Raw genomic sequence first — 23,338 nt, 5'->3', positions numbered from 1 at the left:
CTCAAAATTTCCGGGCTACACCTGCTCCAGGCGGCTGCAAAGGTTCTGCGTTGCCGGGGACATGCACTGGTTTAGAAGGAAAATGGACGAATAGGGTGGTATAGGAGCAACAAGCTCCTACTGAAGTTACAGGGTCGTAATTTATGCTGGTACCAGTTGCTGCTCCTCTGCTATGCTGTTTGCACAGTAGTTGTTCATTGGTCTTCTAAATCTGCTTTAGGCTATTTCTCTCATTAAGGAAACTGCCACACACAAATTCTTCTAATAAAAATGGCCTTCCGGAAGTTAAATAGCCATTTTCTTAATTAGGGTTATGGTACTTGCTGTTGTTATAAAAAGAAAGCCCGGCACTTTAGGAGCCGGGCTTTCTTTCAGAAAAGAGGTGCTTTATTGTTTCACTACCTTGGTTGTAATGAGTTTACCGTTTAGCTCTACTGTTAAGATGTAGGCCGCGTTCTGCAGTTTGTCGTAGTAAGGGAGTGCAAATTCATTTTGTCCTGCTACTACTTCTACCTCTCTGAAGTAGACTTGTTGGCCTGTCATGCTGGTTAATCGCATAACAGCTTTTCCGCTGCTCGCTGCTTCTACAATAATCTTAGAGTCTGGGATAAGTGGGTTAGGAGCCACCATCACAGAATTTGTAGCTACACCTTTTGCTTCTACAACTACCACATTGCTATAAGCGTATGTTCCGTCTAAGTCTACCTGTTTCAGTCTGTAATAGAAAGTACCCGCGGTTCTCACTTGGTGTGTATACTCATATCGGGTGGTAATGCTGCTGTTTACTACTTTACTCTTCACAGTACCTAAAGTCTCAAACCCTGTCTCCGGCGAAGTAGACATTTCTACTTCAAAGTGCGAGTTATCTGTTTCAGAAGCAGTTACCCACTTTAATGTAGTAGCTCCGCCTTGTTGTTGCGCAGTGAAGGAAACCAGTTCTACTGGTAGGGAAGTCGCGACTCCTTGCACCATCAATAATTCGCTTTCAGCTGTGGAAGCGTTTGTAATGTTGCCCTCTTCTGATCCTTCTTCAGTAGGGAAGTAGCGAACATAAATGGTAGTTGGAGAAAGGCTGCCTTCGGCTGTGTTGGTTTGATCTAACTGTACTGAAGGGCCAAAACTATCTACACCAGTTAGTGATACCTCGAAGTTAGTTGGTGCAGTAATTGTTACATTACTTCCTTCTGCCAGATTAACAGCAGATATCGTATATGGCTGGGCAGCTGATGCCTCACCAACCATTGCCTTGAAGGTAAGCTGTGAGGTTGATAGTGTAATATCTGGTCTCAGCACCTCAAAATTATTATAAGTTGCGGGACCTTCTGATGTTGTCACAATTATAGATCCTGATGCAGCGCTAGCCGGGATAGTAACATGAAGTTCTGTTGCAGATACGATTACTATATTTTCTCCAGACACGCGAGGCCCACCTGCAAGTATGTTGTTGAATGTAACCTCTGTACCTGAAGTACCTGCATTTAATCTTGTTCCCGTTATTACAATTGTTTGACCTATTCTGCTAGTGCTAGGTGTGACTTCAGTAATAGAAGGTACAGCAGGTGTGGCTGAACCAGTTACTGCTAGATTAGCACTTGTGCTTCCTGCCACATGTGTAATATTTCCGTTGTGATCACCGGCTGCTGCGGGGTTGTATCTGATGGTTATAGTGGTATTCGCAATATTCCCATTAGTACCGAGAGTTATTGTTCTTCTTACATCCCATATCTGAGCAGTAGGCCTCCAGATTTGAAAATTAGCCGGCACCGTGATTGTTAGACTATTATCTAGATTAGCTGCTGACACTGTATAAGTTTGCGATTCTGAAGCAGTGCCTGCCACTGTTGAGAATGGTGCTAATGTGCCCGTAATAGTAATGGTAGGCGCAACCAAAGTAAAAGCAGGCGATGTGGCTGTACCTTCTGACGTAGTAACTGTAATTACACCGGACTGAGCACCTGCCGGGACAACAACCTGTAACTGAGTTCCATCTGCATTGCCTGTGACAGCAGTAGCAACAGCACCTCCTGTAAATGTTACAGCTTGAATACGTTCAATGTTCAATCTGGTACCAGTTATAGTAATGTTTTGGCCTACTCTTTGACTAGTAGGGAAAATACCTGATATAGTAGGTCGTAAAACATTAAACACTTGGCTACTAGTGGCAGTATCGCCTGCCGCAGTAATAACTGCAAGTACCCCTGACTGTGCTCCTGCCGGAACATTAACTACTACCTCAGTATTAGAGGTTGAGGTTGGTTCTGCATTAACGCCTCCAGTAAATCTTACCGTAGTTGTAGATAACAAATTATCACCTCTAATAGTAATTGCTGTACCTACAGGACCTTCAGTAGGAGTAAAATCAGTAATTGTGGGGTGCTCAACTGTAAAATTAGTTGGTGTGGAAACATTACCAATTTCTGTATGAAGAACTATGGCTCCGGTTTGTGCGCCTGCCGGTACTCTAACAACTACTCCTATTCCATTTTCTTCAACCTCATCAGGGGCAACTATTATGTTTCCTTCGAACCTTACTTCATATGTAGTTTCTAAGTTTTCACCTAAAATTGTTACCTGTGTTCCTACAGGGCCGGCTATAGGCGTAAAAGAAGTTATGGTTGGAGTTACGAATTCAAAGAAGCCATTACTTAAGATTTCTTCGCCATCATTTGTATATAGCACTATTTGTGACTCTTCAAAATACCCTTCTACAACTTCAACAACTACTTCTAATGTATCTACAGAAATTATTTCTAATGCGGAAAAGTCATCCCAAAAAAATGCCTCTACCACATTTTGTAACTGGGTACCAGTAATTGTTATATGAGTTCCAATACCACCTCTAGTAGGAGTAAAGCCCGTTATTGAAGGGCCTTCAATAACTTCAATAATAGTAAAAGTTTCTGAAGAGAATATTCCTCCGGCTGTAGAAACTGTAATAGCACCAGTTTGTGCCCCTGTGGGTACAACAACTTCTAATTCTGTACCATCTTCATTACTTACGACAGAAGTAGCAACCACACCGCCATGGAAAGTAACAGTTGGCGCTCCTCCAAAATTTAACCCAGAACCAGTTATTGTTACAGTCTCTCCAACCATCCCACTTGTGGGATCAATAGATAAAATAATAGGTGGAGCATAAGTTCCAGTAATTACGATGTCGTCGATCCTATATGGAAAATTAGTAGGAGTTTTTTGAAACCTGATAGATAAACTTGAAACTGAAGGAATTTCCCCCTGCGCCTGCCTAAAATGCCAACCTGTAGCACTAGGTAATAATTCAAACTCAAGACTAGTCCAGTTTATCCCATCTGTACTGTACTCAAGTATTAAGTCTGAGGCTGTAGCCGTTGAGGCACTCTTTCTTATGCCAAAGCTTAATTCTAAATCTTCAAATTTACTTGTATTAATACCATCAATCCGGAAATATCCATTTGTACCACCTACAAGAACACTGTTAAAACCAGAGGCACCAGTATAGCCTGAAGATGGAGTAGTCTCATTCACGGCCCCAGAACCAGTCATGGTGGCACCATCATTATCAAAACGATTTTCTGACTCATGTAGTGCAACACTTGTTGATGGCACAGTTCCCATAGATTCAGCAAAAACAGTAACGCGGTCCTGCCCATACCCCTGCACCACCACACAGAGCAGCAGCCCCAGCTGTAGGAACAGCGGGAGAAGAAGGTTTTTAAAAGAGAGAGTAAAGGTTTGTCTCATAAAATAAAATGTTAATAATCTATTTAGTTAGCTTAGGAGTTACTCATACAAAACACCCTGATGTTTGATTTCTGCCTGGGTAAGGCAGGAAACAAAAGCAGGGTTTCCGAGAAAATACTATTATTAAGCTACTGTTTTCTGGGTAATGGAGCAGGGCAATTTTACTATGTTATGCTTACGCATAACAAGTTATGTCAGGTCAGTAATTATAGTGCACATCATTAAATCAATGGCAAACAGTTCCTGAAAACTTGTAGCAGACAAAGGTCTTTTGTTTAATGTTACAACAGACAATTTTCATGCTTACAGATTTGCCTTAAAGGTAAATCAAAAATTCAGATTTAAAAATACCTCTAAAGCTGTATGTTTAAATATTATAACAAAATTTTACATATTCGGAGAACACATGAGCAATTTCTATAAATAATTAATAATTAAATATTATTAATCGGCCATTTTCAGCAATAGCTACATCATCTGATTAAGTGGTAAAGGTGTCTTGCTATAGACGATTCAGCTTTTCCTAATTGTACTTATCCTTACATCCACCTCCAATGCAAAACGTTTTTTAGAAGTAAATCTTAAACAAAAGCTAACATTAAAGGGAAGGCAGAGGCATTGTAGCGCAATTATTACTTGCGGCCGTTGGGGTAGGGGCGGTCCACGTTGGTTTGAATGTATAGTTGAAAAGAATCCAGGTCTAGGGCGACCAAATTGCCAAAGGCTGCATTTTTATAATATACGCAGCCTGCATCGAGGTTTACCTGCGGCTCTTTGTGTGCCACGGCTTTTTTAATGGCATGCAGTGCAGTAGGGGTGTGGCCGTGCAAAAGGGGCTTAAAGGAGAGCTTCGGCCAATCTACTTTGTAGTTCCGAATATTCATCATGGCATCTGTGTCTTTAAAAATGCTTTCTTGCTTAAAGTCGAAGCCCGCATGCACCATAAAATAGTCTGGCAGCTCTAAGTAAAAAGGCAAACTGCCCAGGAAGTTAAAGTATCTGTCGGGGAGGTGCGTGATGTCTTTTATACCAAAGTTGCTGAACAGCATTTCTTTTTCTTCCTGCGTCAGCTTAAGGGCACTCTCTCCTATTCTGGCAGCGTGGAGTAACATTTGGTCGTGGTTGCCACGGAGGCATTTTACCTGAAAGTGTTGTTTCTGCAGGTGTATGATGTAATCTATTACGCCTTTACTATCAGGACCTTTATTTACAAGGTCTCCTAGAATATAGAGTTCGTCGTCTTTGCGGAGACGAAGCTGCTGCGTAACCATAGCTCTAAGGGTGCTGGAGCAACCATGGATATCTGTCAGGGCGTAACGGGCCATAGGGTGTGTTAGCTCTTACGTTAGTTGATGGCAGCCATTGGCTGTGCTGCCGGCTAAGTTAATACAAAAATAGCACCCGCCGGAGCGAGTGCTATTCCTGTTGAAATATACTGAATTTTTCTAATTATACTTCCCTTTATCAATATCCGGCTTGTTCAGATTCCGGTTAGGGTTGTTTGTCATCACATTCTGCCCTGGTTCATCAGGACCATTAGTGTATTTATCTTCTAACTCATCGTGTTCAGATCTAGTCTGATTTGGATCTACTGGCTTTACACCTGCTTTTGTTTGTCCTGATCCGCTTGGTTTACCCATGTCAGCCCCTCCGGGCTGTGTATGCTTGTAAGATGGCATAACGTCCTCCTTCTTTTTTAGTTAAACAAAGGCCTGTCACATCTTCAGAAAAATCTGCGACAGCACCCATACAAAAATTATTATCTGGTGCCAGATCTTTAAGATCCTCTACCTTCATCTTCAGTCCGCATGTTGTCTTTTGGCGGAATACCGTCATCAGAAAAATCATTTACACCGATAGCTGACGGACCATTGCCAGCTGTATCGGAGCCGTAACCCTCTTTGCCATCACGGTTGCCAAAGCCACCACGCTGATTTTCGTTTTTAGGCGCATCGGCATTCGGAATAATATGTCCGGCAGCCATTTCCTGATAGGATGTGTCGTCTTCTATTACACGTACTGGCCGGTCGTGCGGTGCTTTACCACCTTGCTGCTGGCCCTGCTGTGCATTCTGTTCTTTATCTTGTTCCATAGTAATTAGGTTTTAAGACCGGCACCTATAATAGGTAACAGCCATACTAGGTTTTACTCCTTTTCCGGGCCGATGGTTTAATCTTTTTAGGAGCCGATCTGTTCGCCGCCATTTACATGTATTACTTGCCCGGTTACATAAGAGCCATCCTCAGAAGCCAGAAAAACATAGGCTGGTGCCACTTCCGATGGTTGCCCTACGCGCCCCATTGGCTGATCTTTGCCAAATTCCTTTACTTTTTCGGCATCGAAAGAAGCCGGTATTAGCGGAGTCCAGATCGGGCCTGGCGCTACGGCGTTTACCCGAATATTTTTTTCGGCCAGGTTAGCGGAGAGGGAACGGGTAAAGGCAGTGATGGCACCTTTGGTGGAGGCATAGTCCATGAGGTGACTGCTGCCGCGGTAGGAGGTAATGGAGGTGGAGTTCACAATGGCTGCTCCTGCTTTCATGTGCTCCAGAGCGGCTTTAGTCATGTAAAACATCGAAAAAATATTGGTCTGGAATGTGCGCCTCAGCTGTTCATCTGAAATATCGCGCAGGTCGGTCTGCTCGTGCTGCTCCGCGGCGTTGTTTACCAGCACATCGAGCTTGCCAAACTCCTGCACGACCTGCTCCACTGTTTTCTTGCAAAAAGCCTCTTCGCCTATGTCGCCTGCCATTAGCAAGCACTTCCTGCCTTCTTTCTCTACCAGCTTTTGCGTATCCTTGGCATCTTTGTCCTCGTTGAGGTATACAATGGCTACATCAGCGCCTTCGCGGGCAAAATGCACAGCCACAGCTCGGCCTATGCCGCTGTCGCCGCCTGTAATCAGGGCTACTTTATCTTTTAACTTATCGCTGCCTTTATACGTTTTCCGGATATACTCCGGCTTTGGTGTCATTTCGTGTTCTTTGCCTGGTTGCACGTCTTGTTCCTGTGCTGGCACAGATTTAGGTTTTTTATCCATCGTTTTCATAGTTAGAGTTACATATGCCACTGTTGCAGCCTTTAACTATACGCCAGCCTATATTTTTAAGTTAGAAAGTTAGAAAGGCAGAGAGTTGGAAAGTTGTTATAAAGGCCGCAGTAGCAGCAGAAAACACCGGAAGGTCATTTTGCTATAATAATTACGCGCCCACGCGTAAACATGCACGACCATTAATAATTAAAATGATGTGGAAAGAAGAAGATAACAAACTCAAGAGAAGCCTCAAGTTCAAAGATTTTAAAGAGGCCATTGCCTTTGTAAATGCTGTAGCCGAGGCGGCCGAAGAGATGGACCACCACCCATGGTGGAGCAACGTGTACAACAAAGTAGAGATAGAGCTCACCACCCACAGCGCCGGCAACACCGTAACCCGCCGCGACCACAAACTGGCCAAGCGGATAGATGAAATCTATGAACAGCTTATTGCGGGTCGTTAGCAGTATTAACCCTTGGTAGTTTTATTGCATAAAAGCCTCCTGAAGGGCAAAACCATTAGAATAATTTGCTTTGTCGCAACTGCTTTCTCTTATTATTAAATGAATTATTAAATGAATTTACACATTGATACCACCAGCAAAGTTAGATATTCCCTTAGCGAGTACTTTGCTGACAATATAGCTATTACTCGTAGTGCAAATCCCAGTTCTTGGGTTGAGCGCCTTTGCAGGTTTCCGGTGCCGCGGGAGCGGCGGCCCGCTTGCGGGCAGGAAAGATGCAGCAGCGCGATGCCCAAGGAAGAGGCCCCGCGGCCGTGAGCGCCTGTATGATGCAATGCAACGGTAAAGAATAAGGGCATTGGAAAAAACTGTTGCCAAGCCTGTTAGAACCAGCTTATAGAACTCTCCTTACTAGAAGGTGCGTAACACCAGTTCCCAAAGCACCTTCATCATTCCTTAACTTTTTAACCTCTAAACTTTTTACCTTTCTAACTTATCTAAAGTATCTTTGCCGCATGCAGGAACCTGACAAAACCAATCTGTATTTAGTGCCTACACCTATTGGCAACCTGGAGGATATAACGCTACGCGCCATCCGGGTGCTGAAGGAGGTAGACGTAATATTGGCCGAAGACACCCGCACCAGCGGCAAGCTGCTCCAGCACCTGGGCATAGACAAACGCATGCACAGCCACCACCTGCACAACGAGCATAAGGCCACGGCCCATTTAGTGGATCGCCTAAAGGCAGGAGAAGTAATGGCGCTGGTTTCGGATGCAGGTACGCCCGGCATTTCGGACCCGGGCTTTTTTCTGGTGCGCGAGTGCCTCAAGCACGACCTGAAGGTGGAGTGCCTGCCCGGCCCCACTGCTTTTGTGCCCGCACTGGTTAAATCCGGCTTCAGCACCGACAGGTTCACGTTTGAAGGATTTTTACCACTGAAAAAAGGACGCCAGACCCGCCTGCTCAGCCTGGCCACCGAAGAACGTACCATGATTTTTTACGAGTCGCCGCACCGCCTGCTCAAAACACTTACACAGTTTCAGGAGTACTTTGGAGGCGAGCGCCTGGCATCTGTTTCACGTGAAATATCTAAAATGTTTGAGGAAACAGTAAACGGTACGCTGGATGAGCTAGTGCAACTATTCACAACCAAAGCTATAAAAGGAGAGTTTGTGCTTGTGGTGGCAGGAGCAGAGGGCAAGCAAAAAAACAGTAAACACGACCATGACTAAACACATAAAGGCACTCTTGTTGGTGCTGCTCCTCCTGCTGGTACAGCTGCAGGCACAGGCACAGTTCGATGGCATTCAATTATCTCCGCAAGCCAGAATCAGCCTGATTACCTGCTCCAGCGGCGAAGAGCTTTACTCTACCTTTGGCCACAGCGCCGTGCGGGTAAACGATCCCAGCACCGGCATGGACGTTATTTTTAATTATGGCACCTTCGACTTTAATGAGCCTAATTTTTACCTGAAGTTTGCGCAGGGTAAGCTTAACTACAAGCTTTCGGCTGCTTATTTTCAGGATTTTGTGTACGCCTATACTGCCGATAACCGAGGTGTATACGAGCAGGTGCTGAACCTCAACCTAGAGCAACGTCAGCAGTATTGGGATTTCCTTACCAATAACTACCTGCCTGAAAACCGTTTTTACCTATACGATTTCTTTTTCGACAACTGCGCCACCCGCATCCGCGACGGCATAGAAGCTACTTTCCCGAACCAGATTACGTTCAACATCGACCACCTCGATAAAAACATGTCGTTCCGGAACCTGACTGACTTGTACCTGGGGCCGCAGCCCTGGGGCGATTTTGGCATAGACCTAGGCCTTGGCTCGCGAATAGACCGCACCGCCACGCCTTACGAGTACATGTTTCTGCCCGATTATCTGGCCGAAGGCTTAGCCAATGCCACCATTCAGCAAGACGGCAAAGCGGTGCCATTAGCTGGCAAAATGCAACCTGTGTACCAGAACACGCCTGTAGAGGAGCAGTTTAGTTTATTTACCCCTATGGTTTTTTGGTGGCTGCTTTTTGCCACGGCTGTGGCACTCACAGTTATCAACTTCCGGAAAAAGAACTGGAGCAAAACTTTCGACGTGATGCTTTACCTACTCTACGGGCTGCTGGGGCTGGCGCTGCTGCTACTCTGGGTAGCCACCGACCACCAGGGCACTGCCGATAACTACAACCTGCTCTGGGCTGTTCCGACACACCTTATTATACTGGTTTACCTGCTCCGCAATCGCTTTCCGAAATGGGTGGTAGCTTACCTGGCCATAACAGCTGTAATCGCAGCCGTGCTGGTAATAGGCTGGGCCTGGTGGCCACAGCAGTTCCATGCCTCGTTTCTGCCACTTACACTTACCATTGGGCTGCGGTCTGCGTACATGGTATGGTTTTCTCAAACTAAACAAAAAGTAATAGCATGAACCTTCAGCAACTATCTCAGGAATTAAATGCCATAGCAAAAAGAGCAGGCGCTTTTATAAAACAGGAAGCTCAAAACTTCGACCGTTCCACCATCGAAATGAAAGGCTTTGCCAACATGGTGAGCTACGTAGACAAGCAGGCCGAAGAAATGCTGGTAGAAGACCTGCGCAAGCTGCTGCCAGAGGCTGGCTTTATAACCGAAGAAGGAACAGACACTACCCGCCAGGAACGCTACAACTGGGTAATAGACCCGCTCGACGGCACCACCAACTTTACACATGGGCTTCCGCTGTTCTCGGTGAGTGTGGGCCTGATGGAGTACAATGAAATTGTGGCCGGTGTGGTATATGGCGTAATGCAGGACGAGTGCTTCTGGGCCTACAAAGGAGGTGGTGCCTACTGCAACGACAAAAAAATACATGTCTCAGACATTTCTACTCTCGAGCAGTCGCTGATTATTACCGGCTTCCCCTACTATGAGGAAACAAAGGCGAAGCAGTACCTCGAAATTCTGCATGCTTTTATGGCGCGCTCGCATGGTTTCCGCAGGCTTGGCTCTGCCGCCCTCGACCTGGCTTATGTGGCAGCAGGCCGCGCCGAAACATTTTTTGAATATAACCTGCAGCCCTACGATGTGGCAGCCGGCATTATACTGGTGCAGGAGGCAGGCGGACATGTGTCGATGTTCGGCGATGGCGATGACTTTATCTTCGGAAAGCAGATTATCGGCAGCAACGGGCACATACACCAGCAGGTAAAAGACACAATCAACGAATTTTGGAAGTAGTTAGGGCTGTAAACTTTTTTGCTGCCTTATTAGTTATGATTGCTGGTTGTTGGTTGCTAATTACTTGATGGCTGCATGGTTAAATTGTTTCGCTCAAAAGGTCTGACATCTAGGATCCTTTAGAGATTAATCATTTAACAATTCAACACTAAACAACCAGCAAAAAACTATCAACAATAAAAAAATGCAGGAAATCTTAATTTTCTTACTGTTTCTGGTTGCAGCAGCTTATGTAGTGCGTTTGCTTTACCGTAGTTTCAGCACCAAAGGCGGGAGCTGTGCCAAAGGCTGTGGCAGCGCCTGCTCTACCATCGATTTCAAGAAAATACAAAAGGAGCTGGAACAGAAGCAGCTGGCGAAATAGCAAGTGCCCCCTATTTGGCTAATGTATAGCGTCATCCTTATATTTTCTTACTGAAAGCTGTATCCTTCAGATTTTTTTGCGTATAGGTTTATACTTAACAACCGACATCAATATAAATCATAAGACTATGCAAGATAAAGTTGAAGAAAGATCTTTGGTGAATGTGCTTAACCGCCTGAAGAAAGACGGCTGCACACTCGATTTTAAGGTTACGGAAGAAGGACAACTGGCCACTATGGACGGTAAAAAAGCCTTCACACCAGACCAGGTTCGCATTGTGGACTTTTACCGCTTCGAAGGCGAAAGTAACCCAGACGATATGTCTATTCTATATGTGCTTGAAACCACAGCTGGTGTAAAAGGTACCATCACTAACTCTTATGGCCCCTATGCCGATGAAAAAATTGAAAATTTCATGAAGCAGGTAGAGGACATGGGGAAAAACCTCGACAAAAAAGACAAGTAAATAACAAAGGGCCGAAGCTGATTCGGCCCTTTGTCGTTGTAAGCACTTTTCGTATATTCGCTTCGGCTGCTCAGTCAGGCGGGCCATTCTTTACATTTCCCTCCCCTCCAAATTATACTAATGAAAATGCCCTTCCGGAGGTATTTAGTAGATTATAGACTCTAGATGCTAAATTCTTTCTTAGGCTGCTCTACTTTCTATCTGCTTTGCCCAGACACTCGCAGGAGCTGTGAGATCTTACTGCTCTTACACGAACAAACCATTTAACAACCAAATTCTGCTAATGAATTTGGCCTTTCGGAGGTCAAATGACTTAAGTTGATCCTAGGCCTTTGCCTGCCTTTAATTAGCTGACGACTGCTTGCCGTTTTTGGCTAATATCTGCAGTGTTTCGAGCTGCTCGGTCAGGTTTTCGCCTCCTTTTATTCCAAAATCGAGGGTTCGGATCGGGAACGGGATCAGGATGTCGTTCGCATCGAAAGCTTTTTTGATACGGATAATAGCATCGCTCTTTGCCAGCACATAATCTACCTGCCGTTTATACGTAATCCAGATGCGGGCTTTAAAATTGATGGAGCTGTCGCCGAACTCATCGTACATCACTTCTATTTCTCTTGATTTTACTCTTCCCTTTACCTCCTGCAAAGCCTCTATAACCACCTGCTGCACTCGCTCCAGGTCTTCGGCATACGATACACCTACCGGCACATCTACGCGGCGCATGTTGTGGTAAGAAAAGTTTGTAACCGGGTTCTCGAACACCATTTTGTTTGGTATCCGAACCAGTTCGCCTGTGGGCTGCCGCACATCTACTGTTCGCAGGGTAATATGTTCAATCATACCCATGTAATCCTGCGTTTCGATCATATCGCCCACCTTAAAAGGTCGGTTTACGGCTATTATGACGCCTGATATAAAGTTAGCCGCAATATCCTGAAAGGCAAAGCCCAGAGCCAAGCCTATAATACCTACACCAGCCAGCAACGATACCACTACCTTGTCGAGCTGTAAAATGCTCAGCGCAAAAAAGAACCCGACACAGAGCAAAGCAATGTATAGCATGGTTGTAATCAGGTTGTTGATGGTGGGGCTGTGCGAGATTTTGCCAAACAGCTTATCGATGCCTTTCCGGATAAACCGGGCAATAAAAAACGTCAGAATCAGAATAAGAGCTGCCACAAAAAAGTTAGGGAGCATGGCAATTAAGTAGGTGCCCCAAGCATTAAGCTTACTCAGAATTAAATCGAATGCCTGATCAATGTTCTTCATGTACGGTATTGTATACTGTTAACGATACTAAAATTTTAGGCCCAGACTTTAGTGCCTTCGGTGCAGTTGCGGCACATCTCCACCTCCGACCTGGACCTTAACAGCGATTGCCGGAATTGTCGGTAGCCTTTGCCACGCCACACGCTGTTGAACGGCTCCTCCTTTAGGTCGCCCATGCGGTATTCGGCGTCTTTGTCGAAGCAGCAGGGAACCACCAGGCCATCCCAGGTAATAACACAAGAGTGCCACATTTTCCAGCAGTGGTTCAGTAGTTTATTTTTAACGGAATAGGTGCCATTGCCGTTGTTTTTGTACCTGGAGTAGTAGTCTATGGTCGGAATGAGCGGCGACCCGTTCTTGTAATCATAGATTTGGGCCGTTTTAAACACCACCTCGTCTACTCCCAGGTCTTTTGCCAGTTCCTTTACCTCCTCTATCTGATGCTCGTTTGGCTGCACCACCAAAAACTGAAACATGATGTGCGGTGTTTTTGTTTTCAGCTGCTTTTTCCATTTTACCACATTGCGCGTGCCTTCCAGCACTTTATCGAGCTTGCCACCTACTCGGTAAGCGGCATAGGTCTCCTGGGTGGTGCCATCTATAGAAATTATCAGGCGGTCGAGCCCCGACTCCACCGTTTGGCGCGCGTTCTCATCGGATAGGTAATGTGCATTGGTGGAGGTAGCGGTGTAAATACCCTTATCGGCAGCGTACTTTACCAGGTTCAGAAAGTTCTTGTGCAGATATGGCTCCCCCTGAAAATAAAAAATAAGGTACAGCAGGCGCTTGTGCAGCTGGTCTATAGTGTGTTTAAACAGGGCATCGTCGAGCATACCGGTGGGGCGGGTAAAGGAGCGTAGGCCACTGGGGCACTCCGGGCAGCGCAGGTTGCAGGAGGTGGTAGGCTCAAAAGAGATGCTCAGTGGCTGCCCCCAGTGCCTCGCCTTGCCCGATATACGTGACCAAATGTAGCTGCCCACTACCTGTGCTGCGTTCAGAGTACGGGTAGGAGTGAGTTTCGAAAGAAAATTAAGGCCGTCGGTAAGCTGGAGCTTCATCTGCAAAAATTTTTGCGACAACACCTGCCGCCAGTGCAATATCGTACTTATAAATCAAAAAAGGGGCAGCTACAGTAGCTACCCCTCCAATGTACTTTATTTTAGGTTAAATCTCTAATGCAGGTTTAGTATCTGAAAAGAGCCTTTACGCTGGAGCCATCGCTGAGTTCAGACATGCCGTTGTAGTTGCTCACAAACACCTTCCCGCCCTGCGACAAAGTTTTAACGGCCGCCAGGTTTATCAGGTCGTAGTCGCCACGCTGGTACTCCGCATGCACTTCGGCAGTAGCGCTTTTTTCGTTATAAGTACCCCAAACAGGATCGCTTGGTGCAATAAACAGCGTGTCTATTCGGCCATGTATAGCCTCTGCCGCCACAGTGGCAATATCTTCGGAGGTAACGCCTGTGCCAGCCACCGTTAAGTAGCGGTCCAGCGACTCAGAGTGGCTTTGCTGCATCATCGGCTTCATAATAGCCAATGCCTTGTCGTGAATGGTGTTAATGCTCTCGATATCGGCATTCTCATTCATGTGGATGTTTTGCGGCACTATATTTTTGTACTTGCTGATGTTGCGGTATATACCACAGTAATGGTCTACACCTGCCAGAATGAGTGGCTCGTGTGCGTTATGGAGTATTTGCCAGAGGTTATTGTCAATATCCTGCATAAACTCTCTTACACGCTCATGCTCCTCATCGCCTTTAGTTGAACCCGGGCCATGTACAATGTTGGAGCCGTTGGTGGTGGTGGTGGCGTGGTTAAAATCCTGATCGTTGCCTCTTACATCAAATTTAAGAGAGTCTGTTGTAGACATGGATTTTGGCATAAACGCGCTCACGTCTATCTGTCTGATTTTGTCAATAGTAGCTTCGTAGAAGGCAGTCTTCTCGCGGTACAGGCTCAAAATAAAGAATCGGCCATTCTGGCTCAGTATAGGCAAAATAGGAGTGAAGTGAAACTGGTCGAGCACATACACTTCGTCTGGCATGCTGATAGGAAGGGTATAGTGTGCCGAAAAGCCCTTGGTAATAAACACGGCCAGTCCTTCGCCCTGGTGCCGCCAAAAGTTATTGTCGTTGAGCAGTTCTTCTGCGGGTTTTAAGTATTGCGTAATTTCTGACTCCGATACATCATGTTTTCCTAAAAGCTCTTTGGCTTTGCGAATCTGATTTTTAAAAACTAAGCTATCTACCCCGTTCAGGGTTTCTTGTCCGGCACGATGCGTGGGTAGATAAAAAGAAAGGCACAAGGCGTTTTGGGTGTTGCCCTGTACATTAATTAGCTTTTCGATGTCTTGTTTATTGATTAATGCCATATGTGTATAGATTAATTAAATTTGTGTTCATGTTCTATTGGACTAGTAACATCTTCCGCTTTTGCAGAGATGGTAAGGTTTAAGTACGCATCTGTTTATTTAACGGTTATTATTCTATCTCAGATGAAATATGTCTGATAGAGTGGCTGCACCCTGCTTCGAGCAAGTAACCAACTATTAACCTGACGCTTAACTGCTATTATTGCGGTTGAGCCATAACCTGTGCTGTGGCTCAAAACAGAAAAGCCTCCTGGTGCACTTGCACCAGGAGGCTTTTCTGTTTTGAATTTTACTAAGCTGGCAATCTTAAATCCGGGTAGCAGCCAGCGCCTTAAATTGGCCTCCGGAAGGCCTTTTTTATTAGCATAATTTCAGCTAAGGCAGGAGCTCTGTAGAAGAACCTAAAATTAAGGTTCCTTAGCGAACAGAGGCCTGCTCTTTATTCAGGATCCGGAGCAGCTCGGTTTCCAGGTCTCTGTCGGTGGGGCGCTTGGGCTTGGCTGTAAGCACCTGGCCATTTTCGTCTATCAGAAAATAGGCTGGCAATTCTTTTATGCCAAATTCGGCTATGACCTCGGGGCTAAGCCCCTTGTAGAGTTGCACTCCCTGCAGTTTCCGTTTGGCAACCATGCTTTGCCAGGCTGCCTCATCATCGTCCATGCCAATGCTCACAAACACTATATTGCTCCCGGTAAGCCTGGCATTAAGATCCTGTAAGTAAGGCATATCGTTTAGGCACATGCCACAGCTGCTGCTCCAGAAACTCAGGTAAACCAGCTTTCCTTTAAAATCGCTAAGTGCCACTTCTTCTCCCTGAGCATTGTTGAGCTTAAAGTCGGGGGCGGGACTACCAGCGGCAAGTTGCCGGTTCTCGGCGTGCAGCTTCTGAAGATAAGCTAACAGTTCCTGCTCCTGGCTTTGGCTCTGGAAATCGGCCAGAAGCTCCTCCGACTGTTTCGACTGCCCTTGCTGCAGTGCCTGTTTCAGAATCTGGCTCAAGGCCAACTGCTGCACCGGCCCCGTTAGTTTTTGTTTGGTAAGGGCATAGCTGGTACTGTAAAAATCAGGGTCGACTTCTGTTTTGCCTGTGGCCTTCGCTATGTGGCTGGTGTAGTTGCTCAGAAAGCCGACAAAGTTAGGGCTGATTAGGCTCGACTCCTGCTGCAGGTCAAGGCGCTGCAGAAAATCGAAATAGGTTGCTGATGGCGTAAGGCGGTTCTCGCTTATGACAATATGCTCCCGCAGGTCGAAGTAGGTAATTCTGTCGTTGGCGTAACCGAATTCAATTTCTGCTGTTGCCAGTTTTTTAAATGTAGTCGATAGTGGATTTTTGGCATCAAACTTCTCCAGGAAATTTAGCTGCTCCTTTCTCCGCGACTCCAGAAATGCCAGAAATTCTTTTTCGCGCAGCTTGATGTTGTCTGGCAGCACCTGGTACTGCTCTAACTCCTCGAAATTATAGCTGAACTGCGCCAGGTAATTGTTTTCGTTAGCTCCGTTGCCTTCAAACTTCACTGTTTTAAGTAGTTTGTCGCCATTGGCAGTTAGGTTAAGTGCAAAGCTAGGCTCCAGGTAAAGCGTTATTACTTCGGAGCCATGCACCAGTTCGGCCATGCCAGCTTTTGCGACAGGCACCTCCAGCCGGAACTGTCCCTTTTCGACGTCAGTAGTTGTTTCTTCTTCGGAGGGCACCCAAACCGACGGGTAAGTAACAGCAGCAATTTCTTCTGAAAGTGGCTTACTAATTTTGCCTGTAATAATGGCTTTAGGTTGTGCAAACAGCGGAGAGCCTGCCAGCAGCAAAAAAAGCAGTGGCAGAAATGCAGGAATTCGATTCATATAAAGAATAAGGTATGCCTAAACTAAAAGAGTAGAAAAATACCTCCGGAAGGCCTTTTTCATTAAAAGAATTACATTTTACCTGATTTGCCAACTGCACCTTTACAGCTTCAAACTTTCCTTAGAGAAACAGGCAAAAGCCAACTTAAGGAAGGGGAGCACATGCAAATTAGCAAATATCAGGAAATACTTTTCTTGCAACTCATTTGGCAGTCAATTAATTCCACTGCTCCTTGCTACCACCTCCGCCCAGTGCCTGTGCTGCTAGCATAGTGAGGTTGAGCTGTTTAGCCAAACAATCCCTGAAAAACCTCTTCGAGCCGGCCTACAGCGTGTATTCTGATGCTGAACTTGCTCAGGTCTACTCCTTTTTTGTTGTATTTAGAGATGAAAATATCCTGAAAGCCCAGTTTTTCGGCTTCGGTTATGCGATTCTCTACACGGTTTACAGCTCTTACCTCTCCGCCAAGTCCCACTTCTGCCGCAAAACAGGTGGTAGACGGTATAGACATGTCTTCGAAAGAGGAGAGGATGGAGGCACAAACAGCCAGATCAAGGGCAGGGTCTTCGACCTTCAGGCCGCCGGCAATGTTCAGGAAAACGTCTTGCGCACCAAGCCTGTAACCGCCTCGCTTCTCCAGCACCGCCAGCAGCATGTTCAGCCGTTTGCCATCGAAGCCGGTGCTGGCACGCTGAGGGGTACCGTACGTAGCCACACTCACCAGGCTCTGCACCTCTATGAGCAAAGGCCGGTTACCCTCCAGAGTAGCACCAATGGCAATGCCGCTAAAGGCATCTTCGCGCTGCGAAATAAGTATTTCGGAAGGGTTGCTTACCTCGCGCAAGCCGGAGCCCAGCATCTCGTATATGCCGAGTTCAGAGGTGGAGCCGAAGCGGTTTTTGGTGGTGCGGAGGATTCGGTAAGTCATGTGGCGGTCGCCTTCGAACTGCAGCACCGTGTCTACCATATGCTCGAGTATTTTTGGCCCAGCCAAGTTTCCGTCTTTTGTTATATGCCCGATCAGGAACACGGGGGTACCGCTTTCTTTGGCAAATTTAAGTAGCTCTGCCGTGCACTCCCGCACCTGGCTCACGCTACCGGCGCCTGCCTCTATAAAAGAGGAGTGCAATGTCTGGATAGAGTCTATCACCAGCACCTGCGGGCGCAGCAGCTCTATTTGTTTGAATATGTTCTGAGTGCCGGTTTCGGTTAAAATATAACAATCCGACTGCTGGGCCTCCAGCCTTTCGGCGCGCATTTTTATTTGTTGCTCGCTTTCTTCGCCGCTTACATAGAGCACGCGGAACCCCTGCAGCCCCAGCGCAATCTGCAGCATCAGGGTAGATTTACCAATGCCTGGCTCTCCCCCGATCAGCACCATAGAGCCGGGTACAATGCCTCCGCCCAGCACCCGGTTCAGCTCCTGGTCTTTACTCTGAATGCGCTGCTGCTCCTGAAAACTGATCTCGGCAATGGGTTTGGGTTTGCTGGCTACTTGCGTAGAGGTGCTGCCCACTTTCCACACGCTGGTTGGTGTCAGCTCTTCGCGCTTCACTACCTCTTCTACATAGGTGTTCCACTCGCCGCAGGCGGGGCATTTGCCAATCCACTTAGCCGATTGGGCACCGCAGTTCTGACAGAAATAGGTAGTTTTTATTTTGGCCATTGCATTTGTAACATGTACTAAGATAAACTAACCCAGAGCCGCAGTACTGCTCCAGATGATATTTTAGTGGTTCTTTTTTATTTACTGTGCTATAGTACTATATTGCACTAATTTTACATTAACATGTCTTCATAACCCGATTCCTTAGCTATAACCTCCTAAGTCTTGAACCATTCTGCACATCTTGCAGGGTACTCCCGGAGCTGAAGATGCCATTATCTTTATTTCCTGTGCCGAAGCGACTTTAACACAACTTTATTTGTCATTTCCTTACTGCAAAAATACTAAAATCAGCTCTTCCCTTAACTATTAAATGCAAAACAAGTTTACGTATTGCTGCCTTTTGCTGGCGCTACTTACTATTTCTGCCACCTTTGCGCAAAAAAGAGGTCCGGAAGCATACCTTATAACAACAGCTAACGATACAATAAAAGGTACTCTTAAAAAGCAACTCGAAAAGGAAAGGCTCCGCAGCATCAGGTTTAAGCCAGTAAGCGAAAGTAACTTTACCAGCTACTCACCTTCTCAGATTAAAGTATATGGCGTAGGCGACAGCATTCAGTTTGTGGCACGGGAGGTGATGGCAGACGGGCAGCAACAGACAGTTTTTCTAAAACTATTGGTGAAGGGCCATACTAACCTTTACCATGCCGAAGACCTGAGCAGTGCGGGCGACTATTACGTACAACGTCAGGGCGAAAAGGTTGTTCAGCTGCAAAAACGCCATAACCTGACAGAGTTGAACTACCTGCTCTCCGATTGTCCTGAAGTGCAGCAAAGCACTACAAAAAGCAGGTATTCTGCTAAGTACCTCACCAGCACCATACATGCTTATAATTCCTGCCGCCATCCAGATGGTATCTCAGAAGTTTTACTGAAACCCTCAAAAACCAGCTATCTGGTTGGGGTGCGTCTTGGCAGCCATTTCGGGAACATTGGGTACAAAGGAAACGACATCTTCGGAGAGAAAAATCTCCATGAGAAAGTTGCGGAGGCTCCTAGCATGATGGGAGGCATTTTTCTGAATGTTTCGGACGAAAGAAGCAACCTGATGCTTCAGGCAGAGCTGCTCTTCCGAAATTATAACATCAGGCAAATTACCCGGCAACCACGCTACACCCGCACCTTTGAATTTAAAACTAATGCCATACAAGTGCCCCTGCTCCTGCAATTTAAATTACCTGCCTCACAAAAGGTACAGCCTTACCTTGGCGCAGGTCTTAGCCTCGGTTACTTGTTTAAGCCAACCATAAACCATGACATTAGCTACGAAGAGTTTGTCAGGAGAAGTTCGAGGCAGGATGTAGAAAAAACTGAACGCGGAACCATAGGTTTTGTAGCAGGCGGCGGTGTATTCTATAAACTAACTAATCGTAACCGGCTCCTGCTAGAGCTGCGTTATAGCCAGGAAAGCGCTCTAACAGAATATTCACCAATCGGCAAAGAGCGCCGGACAGTTTATTTTTCGGATATACAGCTAACTACTGGCATTACGCTTTAGTAAAAAACCTTTACGTGGAGCAAGAGCAGCTACCCCTGGAAGGGCTTTTTTATTAGTAGAATTTGCAGGCGGCGCAGTTTTTATACGCTGGAGGCAACGGCAACAGGCTCCTGTTTAAAGTAGATGGTAAAGGTGGTGCCTTGCCCTACCTCGCTGGCCACTTCTATGCGGCCGCCGTTGTTCTCTATAATTCTTTTTACAATGTAAAGCCCTATGCCCGTGCCCTCCACATGCGAGTGGAAGCGCCGGAACATGGCAAACAGCTTGTGCTGTTGCTCCTTACGTATGCCCAGCCCATTGTCTGTTACTTGCAGCACTACATGATCGCCCTCGCGGTAGGTGCTGATGCTTACTTCGGGTGTACGTTCTTGTGCCCTGTACTTGATGCCATTAGACAAGAGGTTGTATATAATGCTTCGCAGATTTTTGCGCGCATACAGCAGACCTTTCTCTTTAAAATCGGTTCTGATCTGCACCCCCGACTCTTCCACCAGGTTGCTGATATCGCTGGTTACGTCCTGCAGTATTTCCTCAAAGGAGAGAGGCTCTACAGCGGCCTGCAGGTCTTTCTGCACTTTGGTGATTTCGGCCAGGTCGGCTATGGTTTGCTTCAGTTTGTAAATAGAAGATGTCACCATATCGATAATCTGTTCATCTTCTTCGCTTACTTTGCCTTGCAGAATGTCGCGTAGCAGCGTTACCAACCCCTCTATGTTGGCAATGGGCGATTTTAAGTCATGTGAGGCGGTGTATACAAAGCTGTCGAGGTCGTCGTTTATGCGCAGGAGTTCGGTATTCTTCTCGCTTAGCTCCTCGTTGGTGAGCAGCATTTTTTTACGGGCAGCCACCAGTTCTGTCACTTCAACGGCAAATATAAGTACGGCCTCTACCTTGCCTTTGCCATTTACCAGCGGCTGATACACCAGGTTAAAATATCCTTCGGTGAGCTCCCCATTGTTTTCGCGGTCTATAAGAGCTGCTAACTCATTGCCGATAAAAGGCTGGCCTGTCTTAAACACTTTGTTCAGGCGCCTCACGATCTCGGCACCTTCCGACTCAGGGTGTGCTTCTTCTACTGTTTTGCCTACCAGCAGCCGGTCGCCATATAGCTTTTTGTACAAGGGGTTTGCCAGCACATACTGCTTATCGGGGGCACGCACAAGGCCAACCAGCGCCGGTACCTCCAGGAACAGCTTCTGAATAAGTTCAGCATTTTGCTTCACCTTTTTCTGTGCCTCTTTAATTTCTGTAATGTCCAGAATAGAGCCGATGTGCCCCAGAAACTCTCCGTCGGCTCCCAAACGCGGCGTACCTGTGCTCACGACCCAGCGGTCTTCTCCGTCGTAGCGTCTTATTCTGAACTCGGTTCTGTAGGCTGTGGCCTCTGCCGCAGCCTGCTTGTGCAGGTGCTCAAAGGCAGGCAAATCGCGAGGGTTAATGGCTTTGTGCCAGCCTGAGTTAATGCTCTCTTCAAAGGTCTGGCCCGTAAAGTCGAGCCACTGTTGGTTAACATACTTGCAGTCGCCAGAGGTATCGGTTACACAGATCATAACAGGGGCATTGTCGGCCATGGTTCTGAATCGGGCCTCACTCTCTATAATAGCCTGCTGTGCCCGCTTCTCTTCGGTTATGTCGCGGACTTCTACAATAGAGAATGATGGTTTGCCATTTTCTGTTAAAGGCCGCGAGGCGCACATCACGTTTACAAAAACGCCGTCTTTTCTTATAAACACATCTTCATGCGCCCTGATGCTCTTGTTGTTATGAATCACCATGTTCAGGGGGCAATTTTCGCGATGGTACGGGCTGCCGTTGGGGTACTTGTAATGGATGAGGTCGTGCATGGGCTTCCTCCTGAAATCTTCTATGGTGTAACCTAGCATCTCTTCGGCAGCTGGATTCAGAAAGGTGCAGTACCCATTGGCGTCCATTATAAAAAGGGCAGCCGTAGCGTTGTCGGTAATAGTCTGTTTCAGGCGGTTGGAGCGGCGGCTAATGGTAAGCGACCAAATAATAAAGAACATCAGCAACCCGATAATAAGCCCGCCAAACAATACAAAGTAAGGCAGGTTGTTGTCTGTAGATTGTGAGAAGTTAGGGTTTGCCGTGCAGTAGATGCGCCAGGTGTGGTTCCCGATACTGATGGTACTTAGCCTGTAAAAAGGTCTTTCTTCTTTCTGCTGGATGTAGAGTGTGGTATCTGAGCTAAACAGCACATTCTCCTGGCTTGGGGTGGAGCCATCGTAAATTTCCACATCAAGCTCCCTGTATCCTTCGGCCAGAATTGGACGCATCAGGTCGTTTATTCTGAAAGGACTGTAGATATAGCCTTCGATCAGCTGCTGCCGCTTCTGAATAGATTCCGGATCTGCATTATCCTGATATACAGGCAGGTAGATAAGAAACCCGGCCTGCTCGTCCTCGCCGGTTTCCTGCACCAGGCGCACCTTTCCCGTCATGCTGGGGAGCTTGGTATCGCGGGCCATTTGCATCGCCGACATCCGCTTAGGCTCGCTGTACATATCGAATCCAAAGGCGCGGAGGTTCCGGTCGGCGAAAGGCTCCAGGTAAATAATGGAGGTGTAAATGTTGCGGGGAGTTTCCGGCCAGATGCGGTAATCGGGGAATCCTTCGGCCCTGATGTTCCTGGTATGCCGCTTTAGGTCAGCGGCTTTAACAACTGCCGCAAAGCCCAGGCCCTGTATGCCCGGGTAATTCTTCTCCAGGTTCAGCGATTTGTAATATTGTTTCCACGATGCCCGGGTTACTGTATCGGAGGCCATGTAGAAGGCTTTTGAACCTACCAGAATCTGTAAATAATCGCGCATGCGAAGTTCAATAGCTGCAGTTGCCTGCGCAGCCTTAAGCTCAAACAGCTTTCTGTTCCTTTCTTCTATTTTGCTCTTAGATTCGCTGTAAATGATGAGCGTTAGCAGAAAAATAAAGAGGAACGAAGCAATTGCTATGATGTAATCCTTAACAAAGGCGGCCAATCTGGCAATTTTCATGCGTTTTCTGTAAATGCTGATCATTTCCCTGAAACCATTTTCTGCATAGAAGTAAAACGGCAGATCGGCATGCTATTTTGTAATATTCCAAAAATAAACAAAAACAGGCCTTACCCCAAGCCTTTTGCCTTTGACCATGTTGAAAATTTATTCCTGCTAACAAAATGTGATGAAGATTTTTGCCAATAACAGGCGTTATTTTAAAAAATAGGCAGATAGCTTATTTTTATACGCGGTTGGGCAGCCAGAGATATTTCGAAGTTAATGGGACATAACCTGACCAACAAATTAGCGAAGGCTGGCGCACAAAATTGGAATATCACCTCCGGAAGCATATTTTTATTGAAATAATTCAAAATGCCTGTATTCCTAATCTCCTCTGTTGCTATGCTGTAGAACTTGGTGGGCA

Annotated in this window: 18 protein-coding genes; 7 read left to right on the top strand and 11 right to left on the bottom strand. The window is 46.5% G+C overall.

The genetic code is table 11. The features are described from left to right. Positions 1–387: 387 nt before the first annotated feature. From ACMA1I_RS13680 to ACMA1I_RS13660, 5 genes are all read right to left on the bottom strand, one after another. Positions 388–3,720 (bottom strand): IPT/TIG domain-containing protein, encoded by a 3,333-nt coding sequence (locus ACMA1I_RS13680; protein WP_337068937.1) that lies wholly within the window; start codon positions 3,718–3,720, stop codon positions 388–390. Positions 3,721–4,352: 632 nt separating this feature from the next. Then, on the bottom strand, positions 4,353–5,045 hold the full coding sequence (locus tag ACMA1I_RS13675; RefSeq protein WP_337068936.1) for a metallophosphoesterase: 693 nt from the start codon (positions 5,043–5,045) through the stop codon (positions 4,353–4,355). Between the two features lie 120 nt (positions 5,046–5,165). Continuing rightward, positions 5,166–5,399, bottom strand: a complete 234-nt coding sequence (locus tag ACMA1I_RS13670; protein ID WP_337068935.1) for a hypothetical protein — start codon at positions 5,397–5,399, stop codon at positions 5,166–5,168. Positions 5,400–5,497: 98 nt separating this feature from the next. Beyond that, positions 5,498–5,812 carry a hypothetical protein gene (locus ACMA1I_RS13665; protein WP_337068934.1) on the bottom strand — a complete coding sequence of 105 codons (315 nt, stop codon included), beginning with the start codon at positions 5,810–5,812 and terminating at the stop codon, positions 5,498–5,500. Positions 5,813–5,898: 86 nt separating this feature from the next. Then, positions 5,899–6,768: an SDR family oxidoreductase gene (locus ACMA1I_RS13660; RefSeq protein WP_337068933.1), complete on the bottom strand. Its 870-nt coding sequence runs from the start codon at positions 6,766–6,768 to the stop codon at positions 5,899–5,901. Between the two features lie 197 nt (positions 6,769–6,965). Between ACMA1I_RS13660 and ACMA1I_RS13655 the strand changes: the two genes are divergently transcribed. From ACMA1I_RS13655 to ACMA1I_RS13630, 6 genes are all read left to right on the top strand, one after another. Beyond that, positions 6,966–7,217 carry a 4a-hydroxytetrahydrobiopterin dehydratase gene (locus ACMA1I_RS13655; RefSeq protein ID WP_337068981.1) on the top strand — a complete coding sequence of 84 codons (252 nt, stop codon included), beginning with the start codon at positions 6,966–6,968 and terminating at the stop codon, positions 7,215–7,217. A 515-nt stretch (positions 7,218–7,732) separates the two neighbouring features. After that, a complete protein-coding gene (gene rsmI / locus ACMA1I_RS13650) occupies positions 7,733–8,452 on the top strand; it encodes a 16S rRNA (cytidine(1402)-2'-O)-methyltransferase (RefSeq protein ID WP_337068932.1) in 720 nt (239 codons plus the stop codon). Further along, positions 8,445–9,653 carry a DUF4105 domain-containing protein gene (locus tag ACMA1I_RS13645; RefSeq protein WP_337068931.1) on the top strand — a complete coding sequence of 403 codons (1,209 nt, stop codon included), beginning with the start codon at positions 8,445–8,447 and terminating at the stop codon, positions 9,651–9,653. Before rsmI ends, ACMA1I_RS13645 begins: the two co-directional genes overlap by 8 nt. Continuing rightward, complete coding sequence (locus ACMA1I_RS13640; RefSeq protein WP_337068930.1) at positions 9,650–10,441, top strand: inositol monophosphatase family protein; 792 nt, start codon at positions 9,650–9,652, stop codon at positions 10,439–10,441. Before ACMA1I_RS13645 ends, ACMA1I_RS13640 begins: the two co-directional genes overlap by 4 nt. Before the next feature lie 184 nt (positions 10,442–10,625). Then, positions 10,626–10,805 (top strand): FeoB-associated Cys-rich membrane protein, encoded by a 180-nt coding sequence (locus ACMA1I_RS13635; protein ID WP_337068929.1) that lies wholly within the window; start codon positions 10,626–10,628, stop codon positions 10,803–10,805. Positions 10,806–10,932: 127 nt separating this feature from the next. Continuing rightward, positions 10,933–11,271 carry a hypothetical protein gene (locus tag ACMA1I_RS13630; protein ID WP_337068928.1) on the top strand — a complete coding sequence of 113 codons (339 nt, stop codon included), beginning with the start codon at positions 10,933–10,935 and terminating at the stop codon, positions 11,269–11,271. A gap of 342 nt (positions 11,272–11,613) precedes the next feature. Here ACMA1I_RS13630 and ACMA1I_RS13625 read toward each other — a convergent pair whose 3' ends face one another. The 5 genes from ACMA1I_RS13625 to radA all read right to left on the bottom strand — a co-directional run bounded on the left by ACMA1I_RS13625 (position 11,614) and on the right by radA (position 18,420). Then, positions 11,614–12,540 carry a mechanosensitive ion channel gene (locus tag ACMA1I_RS13625; protein ID WP_337068927.1) on the bottom strand — a complete coding sequence of 309 codons (927 nt, stop codon included), beginning with the start codon at positions 12,538–12,540 and terminating at the stop codon, positions 11,614–11,616. 35 nt (positions 12,541–12,575) lie between these two features. Continuing rightward, positions 12,576–13,598, bottom strand: a complete 1,023-nt coding sequence (locus tag ACMA1I_RS13620; RefSeq protein ID WP_337068926.1) for an SPASM domain-containing protein — start codon at positions 13,596–13,598, stop codon at positions 12,576–12,578. 125 nt (positions 13,599–13,723) lie between these two features. Further along, entirely contained in the window at positions 13,724–14,914 is a 1,191-nt protein-coding gene (locus tag ACMA1I_RS13615) for a hypothetical protein (protein WP_337068925.1), read from the bottom strand. A gap of 417 nt (positions 14,915–15,331) precedes the next feature. Next, positions 15,332–16,753 (bottom strand): TlpA disulfide reductase family protein, encoded by a 1,422-nt coding sequence (locus ACMA1I_RS13610; RefSeq protein ID WP_337068924.1) that lies wholly within the window; start codon positions 16,751–16,753, stop codon positions 15,332–15,334. Between the two features lie 287 nt (positions 16,754–17,040). Continuing rightward, entirely contained in the window at positions 17,041–18,420 is a 1,380-nt protein-coding gene (gene radA, locus ACMA1I_RS13605) for a DNA repair protein RadA (RefSeq protein WP_337068923.1), read from the bottom strand. A gap of 313 nt (positions 18,421–18,733) precedes the next feature. Between radA and ACMA1I_RS13600 the strand changes: the two genes are divergently transcribed. Beyond that, entirely contained in the window at positions 18,734–19,921 is a 1,188-nt protein-coding gene (locus tag ACMA1I_RS13600; RefSeq protein ID WP_337068922.1) for an outer membrane beta-barrel protein, read from the top strand. An 80-nt stretch (positions 19,922–20,001) separates the two neighbouring features. On the opposite strand, the gene ACMA1I_RS13595 is transcribed toward ACMA1I_RS13600, so the two are convergent. Then, positions 20,002–22,929 carry a CHASE domain-containing protein gene (locus tag ACMA1I_RS13595; protein WP_337068921.1) on the bottom strand — a complete coding sequence of 976 codons (2,928 nt, stop codon included), beginning with the start codon at positions 22,927–22,929 and terminating at the stop codon, positions 20,002–20,004. Positions 22,930–23,338 lie beyond the last annotated feature (409 nt).

The sequence above is a fragment of the Pontibacter sp. 13R65 genome, from assembly GCF_047525655.1.
Taxonomy (GTDB): Bacteria; Bacteroidota; Bacteroidia; order Cytophagales; family Hymenobacteraceae; genus Pontibacter.
The sequence above is the reverse complement of the archived record's forward strand: the minus strand, read 5'-3'. Positions and strand labels throughout refer to the sequence as shown.

Coding starts and splice junctions, on each gene's coding strand:
- ACMA1I_RS13680 (WP_337068937.1), bottom strand. CDS start 3,720: ATGAGACAAACCTTTACTCTCTCTTTTAAAAACCTTCTTCTCCCGCTG.
- ACMA1I_RS13675 (WP_337068936.1), bottom strand. CDS start 5,045: ATGGCCCGTTACGCCCTGACAGATATCCATGGTTGCTCCAGCACCCTT.
- ACMA1I_RS13670 (WP_337068935.1), bottom strand. CDS start 5,399: ATGCCATCTTACAAGCATACACAGCCCGGAGGGGCTGACATGGGTAAA.
- ACMA1I_RS13665 (WP_337068934.1), bottom strand. CDS start 5,812: ATGGAACAAGATAAAGAACAGAATGCACAGCAGGGCCAGCAGCAAGGT.
- ACMA1I_RS13660 (WP_337068933.1), bottom strand. CDS start 6,768: ATGAAAACGATGGATAAAAAACCTAAATCTGTGCCAGCACAGGAACAA.
- ACMA1I_RS13655 (WP_337068981.1), top strand. CDS start 6,966: ATGTGGAAAGAAGAAGATAACAAACTCAAGAGAAGCCTCAAGTTCAAA.
- rsmI (WP_337068932.1), top strand. CDS start 7,733: ATGCAGGAACCTGACAAAACCAATCTGTATTTAGTGCCTACACCTATT.
- ACMA1I_RS13645 (WP_337068931.1), top strand. CDS start 8,445: ATGACTAAACACATAAAGGCACTCTTGTTGGTGCTGCTCCTCCTGCTG.
- ACMA1I_RS13640 (WP_337068930.1), top strand. CDS start 9,650: ATGAACCTTCAGCAACTATCTCAGGAATTAAATGCCATAGCAAAAAGA.
- ACMA1I_RS13635 (WP_337068929.1), top strand. CDS start 10,626: ATGCAGGAAATCTTAATTTTCTTACTGTTTCTGGTTGCAGCAGCTTAT.
- ACMA1I_RS13630 (WP_337068928.1), top strand. CDS start 10,933: ATGCAAGATAAAGTTGAAGAAAGATCTTTGGTGAATGTGCTTAACCGC.
- ACMA1I_RS13625 (WP_337068927.1), bottom strand. CDS start 12,540: ATGAAGAACATTGATCAGGCATTCGATTTAATTCTGAGTAAGCTTAAT.
- ACMA1I_RS13620 (WP_337068926.1), bottom strand. CDS start 13,598: ATGAAGCTCCAGCTTACCGACGGCCTTAATTTTCTTTCGAAACTCACT.
- ACMA1I_RS13615 (WP_337068925.1), bottom strand. CDS start 14,914: ATGGCATTAATCAATAAACAAGACATCGAAAAGCTAATTAATGTACAG.
- ACMA1I_RS13610 (WP_337068924.1), bottom strand. CDS start 16,753: ATGAATCGAATTCCTGCATTTCTGCCACTGCTTTTTTTGCTGCTGGCA.
- radA (WP_337068923.1), bottom strand. CDS start 18,420: ATGGCCAAAATAAAAACTACCTATTTCTGTCAGAACTGCGGTGCCCAA.
- ACMA1I_RS13600 (WP_337068922.1), top strand. CDS start 18,734: ATGCAAAACAAGTTTACGTATTGCTGCCTTTTGCTGGCGCTACTTACT.
- ACMA1I_RS13595 (WP_337068921.1), bottom strand. CDS start 22,929: ATGAAAATTGCCAGATTGGCCGCCTTTGTTAAGGATTACATCATAGCA.